A 12,364-nucleotide genomic window follows, 5' to 3' on the forward strand; every position below is an offset into this window, starting at 1 on the left:
CCAGGCGGTGCTGCGCCGCTACGACGTGCTGCTGGTGGCCGACGAGGTGATCTGCGGCTTCGGGCGCACGGGGGCGATGTTCGGCTGCGAGACCTTCGGCATCGAGCCGGACGTGATGGTGCTCTCGAAGCAGATCTCCTCCTCGTACATGCCCCTCTCGGCGATCCTGATGAACGCGAACTTCTACGAGCCGATCGCCGACGAATCCGCCCGGCTCGGCGTGCTCGGCCACGGCTACACGGCCTCGGGCCATCCCGTCGCCACCGCGGTGGGCCTGGAGAACATCTGGATCATCGAGGAGCGCGACCTCGTGGGCAATTGCCGGCGCCTCAGCCCGCTCTTCCTCGAGCGGCTGGTGGGGCTCGCCGAGCACCCCCTGGTGAAGACGTGGCGCGGCGTCGGCCTGATCGGGGCCCTCGAGCTGAAGCCCGCGACGGCACCCGGCGCGAAGCCCGGCGCGGCCGGTGCCGCGATCCAGGCCGCTGCCCTCGAACAGGGGGTGATCGCCCGCGCCATCGGCGATTCCCTGTGCTTCTGCCCGCCGCTGATCATCACGGCGGAGCAGATCGGCGCGATGTTCGACGCCGTCGGCCGTGCCCTCGACACGATCGCCGCGTGAGCCCGATGGACCAGATCCGCACGACCCGGACCGATCTCGGCGAGATGGACGCGGTGGAGCTCGGGGCGCTGTTCGCGTCCGGCCGGGTCTCGCCGGTGGAGGCCGCGCAGGCGGCGCTGGCACGCATCGAGCGGTTCAACCCGCAGGTGAATGCCTTCGCGTATGTCGCGCCCGAACCGGCGCTCGAGGCCGCGCGGGCCTCGGAGGCGCGCTGGGCGAAGGGCGAGGCCCTCGGCCCGATCGACGGGGTGCCGACGACGATCAAGGAACTGACCGCCGTCAAGGGCATCCCGTGGCGGCGGGGCTCGAAGCTCACCGGCGAGGCCCCGGCCACCGACGAGATCCTGGTGATGCGGCGCCTGCGCGCCGCCGGGGCGGTCATCCTCGGCACGACCACGTCGCCGGAATTCGGCTGGAAGGGCGTGACCCACGGCCCGGCCTTCGGCAACACCGTCAATCCCTGGGGCACCGATCGGGCCTCGGGGGGCTCCTCGGGCGGGGCCGGCGTCGCCGCCGCCCTGAACATGGGCGTGCTGCACGAGGGATCCGACGGGGCGGGCTCGATCCGCATCCCGTCGTCGTTCTGCGGCGTCTTCGGGATCAAGCCGACCTTCGGCTGGCTGGCCACCGACGCGCCGACGCCGCTGCGGGACATGGCCCATCGCGGCCCGCTCACCCGGACGGTGGCGGATTCCGCCCTGTTCCTGAACGCCGTCACGGGCCCGTCCCCGGACGGCCTGTACGGCGACTGCCCGAGCCCCGTCCCGGACTGGACGGAGGCCGCCCGCGGCGGCGTCGCGGGCCTGCGCATCGGCTACAGCCGGACCTTCGGCTACGCCCGCGTCGATCCCGAGGTCGCCGCCGCGGTGGACCGGGCCGCCGCCCGCCTCGCCGCGATGGGCGCCGTCGTCGAGGAGGCCGATCCCGGCTTCGCCTCGCCCCTGGAGGCACTGCGGGTGATCTGGTTCTCCGCCATGGCGGTCCTCGTGGATCGCTTCGCCCCCACCGAGACGGATCGCGCGCGCATGGATCCCGGATTCGTCGCCGTCGCCGCGATCGGGCGCCGCACCAGCGCGGCGGATCTCCTGGCGGCCGAGCAGGTCCGGGCCGAGCTGAAGGTCACGATGGCGCGCTTCCACGCGCGCTACGACCTGCTCCTCTCCCCGACCATGCCGGTCACCGCGATCCCGGCGGGCATCGACTTCCCCGAGGGGCAGGGCATGACCGACTGGACCGACTGGAGCCCCTTCACCTACCCGTTCAACATGACCGGCCAGGCCGCACTCTCGGTGCCCTGCGGCTTCGATTCGGGCGGCCTGCCGATCGGGCTGCAGATGGTCGCCGCCCGGTTCCGGGACGACCTCGTCCTGCGGGCCGCCGCGGCCTACCAAGCCGCCTACCCGGAGGCGTTCCCGGACGCCCCTTTGGTCCGGCCCGCCTGAGGGCGCAGGGCGCGCCGGTCTCGAAGCACCTGTCTGGATCCCCGATGTCCCATCCCACGATCGACGCCCCCGAGAGCGGCATCGGCGCCGGCCTGTCGGTCGTGGCCGAGCCGGTCGATGCCCGCACCGCCGAGGGCATCGCCGCCGCGCATTACGGCATCGCCGGCGCGGCGTCGTGGCTCGCCGGGGAGAAAGATTCGAACTTTCGCCTCGATGCGGGGGCGGGGATCGCCTACTTCCTGAAGATCCTGAGCCCCGGCGAGGATCCCGCGGTGTCCCGCCTGCACAGCAACGCCCTGATCCACGTCGCGCGGGCCGCGCCGGACCTGCCGCTGCCGCGCATCGTGCCGACCCGCGCGGGCGAGCCCGACGCGCGCATCACCGTCGCGCCGGCGGATCGCCGCACCGTGCGGCTCACCACCTTCACCCCGGGGCGCTCGCAGGCCGCCGGCCCCCGGACCGACGGGCAGCGCCGGGCGGCCGGGGCGCTGCTGGCCCGCCTCCAGGGTGCGCTTGAGGGCTTCACGGACCCGGCGGCGGACCACGTCTCCTCCTGGGACCTGCGGCATGCCGGGCGGCTGCGCGCCGTGCTCGACGTCTTCCCCGAGGGCGGGCAGCGCGACCGCCTCGCCGGCATCCTCGACGCGTTCGCCGCGCGGATCGTGCCCGCCCTGCCGGACCTGCCGCATCAGGTGGTCCACAACGACCTCGGCGGCGACAACATCCTCGTCGATCCCGACGATCCGGACCGGATCACCGGGGTGATCGATTTCGGCGACATGGTCCGCACGGCCCGGATGTTCGACGTGGCGATCGCGGCGGCCTACCAGCTCGGCCTCGATGCCCATCCCCTCGGGCCGGCCCTGGCCTTCCTGCGGGGCTACGCCTCGGTCGCGAGGTTGTCGGAGGCCGAGGTCGCGCTGCTGCCGACGGCGATCCGGACGCGGATGGCCCTGCGCCTCCTGATCCCGGAATGGCGCGCCCGCCGCTTCCCCGAGCGCCGGGACTACCTCACCCGCAACAGCGCCGGCGTCTGGGAGCAGTTCCGGCACCTCGACGACCTGGCGCCGGAGGCGATGGATGCGGCGATCGCCGAGGCCTGTCGTTCCTGAGGCCACGCCATGACCGCGTCTTCCACGTCCGCCCCGGCCGCTTCCGCCGAGGCCCTGATCGCCCGGCGCCGCGACCTCCTCGGCGCCTCGTACCGGCTCTTCTACGAGCGGCCGGTCCACATCGTGCGCGGCGAAGATGTCTGGCTGTACGACGCCGACGGGCGCCGCTACCTCGACGCCTACAACAACGTGCCCTGCGTCGGCCATTGCCACCCGCGGGTGGTGGAGGCGGTGGCGCGCCAGATGGCCACCCTCAACACCCACACCCGCTACCTGCACGAGGCGGTGCTCGACTATTCCGAGCGGCTGCTGTCCACCTATCCGGCCGCCTTCGGCCACGTCATGTACACCTGCACGGGGTCCGAGGCGGTGGACCTCGCCCTGCGGATCGCGCGCTACCAGACCGGGGGCACCGGTCTCGTGATCACGCAGAACGCCTATCACGGGACCACCGAGGCCACGGCGGGGATCTCCCCGTCGCTCGGCCCGGCCGTCCCCCTCGGCCGCGATGTCTGGACGGTGCCGGCGCCGGACGCCTACCGGAATCCCGGCGTCGACGTCGGCGCGCGGCTGGCCGAGGACGTTCGGGCGGCCTTCGCCGACATGCGCCGCCACGGCGTGCGGCCCGCGGCGTTCATCGCCGACGGCATCTTCTCGACGGACGGGACCCTGGCCGAGCCCGCCGGCTTCCTCCGGCCGGCCCGGGAGGCGGTGTCGGAGGCCGGCGCGCTCTACATCGCCGACGAGGTGCAGCCGGGCTTCGGCCGGACCGGGGCAGGCATGTGGGGCTTCGCCCGCCACGGCATCGTTCCCGACATGGCCGTGATGGGCAAGCCGATGGGCAATGGCCTGCCCATCGCGGGGGTCGCGATGCAGCCCGAGGTGGCGGAACGGTTCGGCCGGGACGTGCGCTACTTCAACACTTTCGGCGCCAACACCGTCTCGATCGCGGCGGCCGGCGCGGTGCTCGACATCCTGGCGGATCAGGACCTGGTGGCGAAGGCCGCCGCCACCGGCGGCCTGATGCTGGAGGGGATGCGGGCGCTGATGGCGCGGATCCCGGCGATCGGCGACGTGCGGGGGGCGGGCCTGTTCCTCGGCCTCGACCTCGTCGCCTGCCGCGAGAGCCGCACCCCCGATACGGCGCTGGCGAAGCGGGTCGTCAACGCTTTGCGCGAGGAGGGCGTCCTGATCAGCGCGTCCGGCCCCCACGACAACGTGCTGAAGATCCGCCCGCCGCTGACGTTCTCCGCCGAGCACGCCGCGCTCTTCCTTGAGGTCCTGGGAAAAACCCTGGACGGTGCGGCCTGACAAGAAGAACGAGAGACCTGGCAGGAGACGACCCATGCATCCGGCGGAAGCCCTGGATCCGAGTCCGACGGCGGGATCGGCCCTGCGCGCCGATCTGCCGAAGGCGGCGCGGGTCTACGCGACCCTGCGCGAGGCCATCATCGCCATGCAGCTGAAGCCGGGCACGCGCCTCGTGGAGAAGGATCTCTGCGACGAGCTCGGCGTGTCGCGCACGCCCCTGCGCGACGCGATCCTGAGGCTCGCGCAGCAGCGGCTGGTGACGGTGGTCCCGAGCGACGCCACCTTCGTCAACAAGATCATCCTGGACGAGGTGATCGAGGGCCAGCTCGTGCGCGAGAGCTTGGAGCTGCGGATGGTGGCCCTGGCGGCCGAGCGCTTCGAACCCGCCCGCCAATCCGCCTTCGAACTCGTCCTCTTCCGCGAGGCGGACGCGGCGCGGCGCGGCGACAACGCCGAGTCGTTCGCCCTCGACAACGATTTCCACCGGCTCCTGTGCGCCTGCGCGGGCTTTCCCCGCGTCTGGGACACGATCCACCTCGCCACCGGCCAGCTGGACCGGGTGCGGCGCAACGCCTTCCCGCTGCAGAACTATCACGTGGAGGTGCTCGACGAGCACCGGGCGATCTTCGAGGCGCTCTGCCGGCGGGACGCGGAGCATGCGGTCTCGCTCCTGCGCACACATCTGGGCGGGACGCTGAACTCGTTGCGGATCCTGCTCGCCCGGGAGCCCGATTTCGTCGCGTTCGACCCCGCCTCGCCGGCCTTCGCGCTGCTGAGGCGATCCGAGCAGGCCGGGGACGCTGCGCCGCCCGGAGGGGCCGAAGGATCGCCGAGGCGGCGCGCCCGGCGCAGCGTCGCGGACCGCCGAACTGGGCCGGGAGCCGTGTAGGGCGATGGTGATCCCTGTCGTTCTCAAGACCGTTCCGGAGCACGCCCGCGTCTGGCACCGCGTGTTCGCCCAGGAGGCGCCGGAGCTGAGCCTGGTCGACTGGGCGCACGGCACGCGGTTTCCCGGCGTGAGCGCCTTCGCCGGTTGGCAGCCGCCCGCGGACTTGGCCGAGCAGATGCCCGACCTGCGCCTCGTGTTCTCCGTCGGCGCCGGGATCGATCACCTGCCGCTCGATGCCCTGCCGGAGCCCGTGCACATCGTCCGCATGGTCGCTCCCGACGTGACGCGCTCCATGGTCGAGTATGTCACGCTCGGCGTGCTGGCTCTGCACCGGGACCTCGTTCCTTACGCGAGCGAGACCCGTCGGGGCATCTGGAAGCCGCGGGCGATCCGCACGGCCCGGACCACCCATGTCGGAATCCTCGGCCTGGGCGTGCTCGGGAGCGCGGCGGCCGCGGCCCTGGCCGGGTTCGGCTTCCAGGTTCGCGGCTGGGCGAGAAGCCCCAAGACGCTGGACGGCGTCACGTGCTTCGCCGGCCGTTCGGCGCTCCCTGATTTCCTGTCCGGCTGCAACATCCTCGTGTGCCTGCTGCCCCTGACGCCGGAAACGCGCGGACTGCTCGACCAGGACCTGTTCCGGCATCTGCCGGCCGGGGCCGCGCTCCTGAATGCAGGGCGCGGTGCTCATGTCGTCGAGCGCGACCTGATCGCGGCGTTGGACACGGGCCAGCTCGGGGCTGCCATTCTCGACGTGCTGTCGGAGGAACCGCCGCCCGCGGATCATCCGCTCCTCGGCCACCCGCGGATCCTCGTGACTCCTCACAGCGCCAGCGCGAGCCAGCCGGACGATGCGGCGCGTCAGATGATTGCGGCGGTTCGAGCCCTTCGCGACGGGCAGCCGCTTCTCAACCGCGTTGACCGTCGCCGCGGTTTCTGAGCGCCGTCGACGATTTCCGGATCAAACCGGTCCGGCCGACGTCCGCACCGTGCGGCGCGGAGAATCGGGCGGCGGGGTGCGGCGGCCCGAGTTCCTGTAACGTTGTCGTCCTCTGGGGCACGTTCGGGAACGGGCACGTTCGGTGCTGTTTGCGGCTTACCCGGGGGGCGCGTCGTCGACGAGGTCTCGCGCGCAACTTCCATCTCAGCGCGCTGCATTGACGATCACAGGACCCGGAGAGTCTCCGGTTCAGTCTGGCTCACAGCCTACGCCAGCGAAGAACTCGGCGCGAGGTTCTAGCGGCGGCTTTCACCCCCCGCTCGCGCAGATCCCGACTGCAGGGCCGTCCCATCAATCGTTCCTCACCCGGAGCGTCCGATGCATCGGCCCGTGACCTCTGTGTGGATCCAGCCGGATCGACCCAGCGCAGACCGAAAACGCTCGGGCGCCTCGTTCAGCCGAAAAGCTCGCATCTGCGAGCACGCTTCAACGCGATCGTCGCCGTCGGATCTCTCTACCGGTCTGAGCTCATGACCCCATCCGTCTCGCCGATGAGTCCCCTCAAGATTTCAATCAAATCGGCCGCTCGATAAGGCTTTTGCAGCAGAGCGAAGCCGTTCGTGTCCTGATTGTCTTTCAGATAGCCTGACGACAGCAGGATCTGTATCTTTGGCCACCGCTGGCGAACCAAGTGTCCGAGGTCTATTCCGGTCATCGCCCCGGGCATGTTCACGTCGCTGAAGACGAGCGCGATATCCGGAACACTCTGCAGCATGTCGACGGCCTCGGCTCCGTCAGTCGCGCTCAAAACCTTGAAGGCAAGCGCCTCGAGCGTCGAGACAACAGTGGAGCGAACGTCGGCGTCGTCCTCGACGACGAGCACGGCCCTGCCAGCGCCGTCTAGCGGGTCCGGCACTCCCCTGGTCGCGTGCGGGTGCGCATGCTCCGGCGTGAAGTTACCTTTGACGATTTCAGGTAACGTGATGACGAACCGCGTGCCCTGGTCCGGATTGCTATTGACGGTGATGGTTCCGCCGCTCTGCTGCACGAAGCCGTAGACCATGCTCAGACCCAGGCCGGTGCCTTTGCCGGTCTCCTTCGTCGTGAAGAAGGGTTCGAACACGCGGGCCAGGACGCCCGGCGACATCCCCGTTCCCGTGTCGGTGACCGTGATCTCCACGCAGCGGACCGGCTCGATTCCGTCCTGTGCACCGGGCTCGCCACGCCTGATGGAAATGCTCAACGTACCTCCGTTCGGCATCGCGTCCCGCGCATTGACAGCGAGATTGATCAGAGCGGCTTCGAACTGGGCATGATCGACGCAGACTTCGGGCAGGTTCTCCTCCAGCTTCGCCGAGATCGTGATTTGCTCGCCGAGCGTGCGCTCGAGCAGCTTGACCAGGCCAGGGATGAAGCTCGTGAAGTCCAGCGCTCTCGGCTGGAGCGGAGAGCGCCGGGAGAAGGCCAGCAGCCGGCTGGTGAGCTCTGCGCAGCGATGCGCTCCCTCGATGGCACTCTCGACGCGGCGGAGCGCCTTCTCGTTCCCCTGGAGCGAGCCCTTCATCAGGTCGAGATTGCCGATCACGATGCTCAACATGTTGTTGAAGTCGTGGGCGATCCCGCCGGTCAGACGGCCGACGGCCTCGAGCTTCGAGGCGTGCTGCAAGCTGAGCTCGAGCTCCTTGCGCTCGGTCACGTCGAACCACATGCCGAAGAGCTCGACCCCCGTGCCGCTCTCATCGCGGTTGACCGCGATCTGGTCGAGGATGTGCCGCTCCGTGCCGTCCGCGTTGCGCCAGCGATATTCCAGAGCCACGGCACCGACCTCGGAGACGGTGCGCAGATCCGCCAGCACGCGGTTCCGGTCTTCCGCTTCGAGGCGGGACTCCCAGAGGCTGGATCCGGCAAAAGCCTCGCGCGAGAAGCCGGTGATGCGCTCGATGCTGTCGTTGGTGAAGTGGAGCCGCCGGTCTTCCACGCCGAGCGGTGAGGTGTAGAGCGCGATGGGAAGGCCGCGCAGCACGGCGGCCTGATGCTCCGCCTGCCTGCGCAGCGCCTGCTCGGCCTCGAGCTTCTCGCCGCGCACGCGCAGGTTCTCCAGGAGCAGCTGCTTCTCAGCCGCCGCCTTGCGCTTGATCTCTTCGGTCTTGCGGTACAGGTCGACGAAGACGTCGACCTTCGACTTCAAGACGAGAGGTTGGATGGGCTTGAACACATAGTCCACCGCTCCGGCCGAGTAGCCGCGGAAGATGTGCATGTCGTCCTTGTTGTGCGCCGTGAGGAACAGGATCGGGACGCGCGACGTGCGCGAGCGGCTGCGGATGAGCGCGGCCACCTCGTAGCCATCCATGCGCGGCATCTGCACGTCGAGCAGGATCACGGCGAAATCCTCCCGGAGGGCCCGGCGCAGGGCTTCCTCCGGGGAGTTTGCCAGGACCATGTCGATTGCCGGATCAGCGAGGATCTCCGAAGCGGCGAGCAGATTGCGCTGATCGTCGTCGACGATCAGGATTTTCGCTCGGACTGCATCCGCGGTAGCGAGCCCGGCAAGCTGTTCGGCGGCGGCAGCGGCACCAGTCGGACGGAACTCCAGCCGGTCCGTCATTGTGTTTGCCGTTCAAGGCCCTGTGCGCCGCTCACCGGCGCGGCGCTGTCTACGACCTCACCGCGCCTCGCCAATTGCACGCGCAGCACGGCGAGGAGTTGGTCCATGTCGATCGGCTTCGAGACGTAATCGGACGCGCCCGCGTCGAGGCATTTCTCGCGGTCGCCTTTCATGGCCTTCGCGGTCACCGCGATGAGCGGCAGGCTTCGGAAGGCAGACTGAGCCCGGATCGCCCGCATCGTCTCGTAGCCGTCCATCCCGGGCATCATGATGTCGATCAACATCGCGTCGATGTTCGGGTTGGTCTGGAGCAGCGCGATGCCGTCCTGGCCGTTCTCCGCAAACAGGACCTCCAGCCCGTGCTGCTCGAGGGCGCTCGTCAGCGAGAAGATGTTGCGCAGGTCGTCGTCGACCAGGATGACGCGACATCCCTGGAGAGACTCCGCGTCTTTCCGCTCGACGCGGATCTGCTCGTCGAGCGGAACGCTGGCGATGGCGCGATGCAGGAACAGGGCGGTCTCGTCGAGGAGCCGCTCGGACGAGCGCGTGTCCTTGAGGATGATCGTCGAGGCGGAATGCTTGAGCTGCTGCTCCTCGGGAGCCGTGAGTTCCCGGCCGGTATAGACGATGATCGGCAGCTCCTCGCCCTCCTGCGTGGCCCTGATCCGCTCGATCAGCTCGGAACCGCCGATATCGGGCAGGCCGAGATCGATGATCGCGCAGTCGAACCGGCCGCCGGTCAGGGCTTCCAGCGCGGCCGTGGCCGTACCGACCCCGAAGATCTTGACGTCCTCCTCGTCGAGCAACGCCGTGATGCTGGCGCGCTGGTTCTCGTCGTCCTCGACCAGCAGGAGGTTGCGCACCGGCCGCGTGATGAACTCCTTCGAGCGCTCCAGGGCCCGCATCAGTCCCTCGCGCTCGACGGGCTTCTCCAGGAAGCCGAAGGCGCCCGCGCGCAGCCCGCGCTTCTTCTCGTCGTTGACCGAGATGACGTGGATCGGGATGTGCCGGGTGCGCGCATCGTTCTTCAGGAGGTCGAGCAGGGCCCAGCCGTCCATGTCGGGCAGGCCGATATCGAGGGTGATGGCGTGCGGCTTGAAGCGGTGGGCGAGGCTCAGCGCGCCGGCGCCATCCTGCGCGATCAGACCCTTGAACCCGCGCTCGCGCGCCAGTTCCAGCAGCACCGAGGCGAACATCGCGTCGTCCTCCACGATGAGCACGATATGGTCGCCCGGATGGATGGCATGACGGTCATCCGCCGAGGCCGAGAGCGCCATCGCGGCGTTCGGCTGCCGGCCCATCAGCGCCGACGTTCCGTTGCCCTCGGATGTCTCCGCCCCGCGCGTCGTGACCGCCTGCACAGGCGGTTCGAAGGGCAGGAACAGGGTGAAGGTGCTGCCCGAACCGACGCGGCTCTCGACCACGATCTCGCCGCCCAGCAGACGGGCGATCTCGCGGCTGATCGCCAAGCCGAGGCCGGTGCCACCGTATTTGCGGCTCGTGGTCCCGTCGGCCTGCTGGAAGGCCTCGAAGATGATGCGCTGCTTGTCCTCGGCGATGCCGATGCCGGTATCGGTCACCGACAGGGCCAGCCACTGGCTCCCGGCGCGCAGCGGTGACCCCTCCGCGGAGCCGATCCTCAGGGAAACGCTGCCCTTCTCGGTGAACTTGAAGGCGTTGGAGAGGAGGTTCCGGAGAACCTGCTGCAGGCGCTTGGAGTCGGTGCGCACCGCGCGCGGCAGGTCCGGCTCGACGTCGATCACGAAGGCGAGGTGGCGCTCCTCGGCGAGCTGCCGGAAGGTCCTGTTGAGGTTCTCGACGAGGTCCTGCAGCGTCACGTCGCCGATCTCGAGCGACACGGTCCCGGACTCGATCTTGGAGAGGTCGAGGATGTCGTTGATGAGCGACAGGAGGTCGGTCCCGGCCGCGTTGATGGTCTTGGCGAATTCCCGCTGCTTGTCTGTCAGGTTGCCGTCCCGGTTCTCGGAGAGAAGCTTCGAGAGGATCAGCAGGCTGTTGAGCGGCGTGCGCAGCTCGTGGCTCATATTGGCCAGGAACTGCGACTTGTAGCGCGAGGTCAGGCTCAGCTGCTCGGCCTTCTCCTCCAGGGCCGTCTTGGCGATGGAGACCTCGCGGTTCTTGCCTTCGACCTCGCGCTTCTGGATCTCGAGGAGGCGGGCCTTCTCCTCCAGCTCCTCGTTGGTCTGCTGCAGGCGCTCGCGCTGGCTCTTCAGAAGATCCTCGGATTGCTGCAGCGAGGCGGCCTGGAGTTCCAGGCGATCGTTCGTCTTCTTGAGTTCCTCCTGCCGGCTCTGCAACTCGCCGGTCAGGAGCTGCGACTGCTTGAGCAGCCCCTCCGTCCGCATGTTGGCGGCGATCGTGTTGAGCACGATGCCGATCGACTCGGTCAGCTGGTCGAGGAAGGATTGATGCGTCTCGCTGAACCGGTTGAACGAGGCCAGCTCGATCACCGCCCGGACCTCCTGCTCGAACAGGACCGGCAGCACGATGATGTTGAGCGGCGGCGCCTCGCCGAGGGCCGAGCCGATGGTGATGTAGTCGCCGGGCACGTGGGTGAGGAGGATGCGCTTCTTCTCGAAGGCGCATTGGCCCACGAGGCCCTGGCGGAGGCGGTACCGGTTCGAGAGGTTCTTGCGCTCCGTGAAGGCGTAGCTCGCCATCAGATCGAGGACGGGCTCCCCGCCCTCGTCCTCCACCATGTAGAACACGCCGCGCTGGGCGTTCACGAGCGATGCGATCTCGGACAGGATCAGGTTCGACACGGTGGCGAGGTCGCGCTCGCCCTGCAGCATGCGGGTGAACTTGGCCAGGTTGGTCTTCAGCCAATCCTGCTCGGCGTTCTTGAGCGTCGTGTCCCGCAGGTTGCGGATCATCTCGTTAATGTTGTCCTTCAGCGAGGCCACCTCGCCGGAGGCCTCAACCGAGATCGAGCGCGCGAGATCGCCCTTCGTCACCGCGGTCGCGACTTCGGCGATGGCGCGGACCTGGGTCGTCAGGTTCGCGGCGAGCTGGTTCACGTTGTCGGTGAGATCGCGCCACAGGCCCGCGGCACCCGGCACCCGGGCCTGACCGCCGAGCTTGCCCTCGACACCCACCTCGCGGGCCACGTTGGTGACCTGATCGGCGAAGGTGGCGAGCGTCTCGATCATCTCGTTGACCGTGTCGGCCAGGGCGGCGATCTCGCCCTTGGCATCCACCGAGAGCTTCCGCTTGAGGTCGCCCTGCGCCACGGCCGTGACGACGTCCGCGATGCCCCGCACCTGTCCGGTGAGGTTGGCGGCCATCATGTTCACGTTGTCGGTCAGGTCTTTCCAGGTCCCGCCGACGCCGCGGACCTGGGCCTGACCACCCAGTTTGCCCTCCGAACCGACCTCGCGGGCGACGCGCGTCACCTCGGAGGCGAAGGAGTTCAGCTGATCCACCATCGT

General features: G+C 69.2%; 8 protein-coding genes. 6 read left to right on the forward strand and 2 right to left on the reverse strand.

Features of this window, described 5'->3' with window-relative positions; all coding sequences use genetic code 11:
* The 6 genes from ACTJK8_RS31140 to ACTJK8_RS31165 form a co-directional block, all read left to right on the forward strand.
* On the forward strand, nucleotides 1-619 hold a 619-nt coding region (locus ACTJK8_RS31140), incomplete at its 5' end, for an aminotransferase class III-fold pyridoxal phosphate-dependent enzyme (protein WP_440763101.1).
* A gap of 5 nt (nucleotides 620-624) precedes the next feature.
* Complete coding sequence (locus tag ACTJK8_RS31145; RefSeq protein ID WP_440763107.1) at nucleotides 625-2,061, forward strand: amidase; 1,437 nt, start codon at nucleotides 625-627, stop codon at nucleotides 2,059-2,061.
* Between the two features lie 44 nt (nucleotides 2,062-2,105).
* A complete protein-coding gene (locus ACTJK8_RS31150; RefSeq protein ID WP_440763102.1) occupies nucleotides 2,106-3,173 on the forward strand; it encodes a phosphotransferase in 1,068 nt (355 codons plus the stop codon).
* A gap of 9 nt (nucleotides 3,174-3,182) precedes the next feature.
* Entirely contained in the window at nucleotides 3,183-4,484 is a 1,302-nt protein-coding gene (locus tag ACTJK8_RS31155) for an aspartate aminotransferase family protein (protein ID WP_440763103.1), read from the forward strand.
* A gap of 34 nt (nucleotides 4,485-4,518) precedes the next feature.
* Nucleotides 4,519-5,373: a GntR family transcriptional regulator gene (locus tag ACTJK8_RS31160; protein ID WP_127992689.1), complete on the forward strand. Its 855-nt coding sequence runs from the start codon at nucleotides 4,519-4,521 to the stop codon at nucleotides 5,371-5,373.
* Nucleotides 5,374-5,377: 4 nt separating this feature from the next.
* Nucleotides 5,378-6,310: a 2-hydroxyacid dehydrogenase gene (locus ACTJK8_RS31165; protein WP_440763104.1), complete on the forward strand. Its 933-nt coding sequence runs from the start codon at nucleotides 5,378-5,380 to the stop codon at nucleotides 6,308-6,310.
* Nucleotides 6,311-6,824: 514 nt separating this feature from the next.
* Here ACTJK8_RS31165 and ACTJK8_RS31170 read toward each other — a convergent pair.
* A complete protein-coding gene (locus tag ACTJK8_RS31170) occupies nucleotides 6,825-8,915 on the reverse strand; it encodes a response regulator (RefSeq protein ID WP_440763105.1) in 2,091 nt (696 codons plus the stop codon).
* Nucleotides 8,912-12,364 (reverse strand): response regulator (locus ACTJK8_RS31175; RefSeq protein WP_440763106.1); only part of this gene is annotated, 3,453 nt, incomplete at its 5' end. The genes ACTJK8_RS31170 and ACTJK8_RS31175, both read right to left, overlap by 4 nt.

The sequence above is a fragment of the Methylobacterium sp. 22177 genome, from assembly GCF_052045615.1.
In the GTDB taxonomy this organism is placed as follows: domain Bacteria; phylum Pseudomonadota; class Alphaproteobacteria; order Rhizobiales; family Beijerinckiaceae; genus Methylobacterium; species Methylobacterium radiotolerans.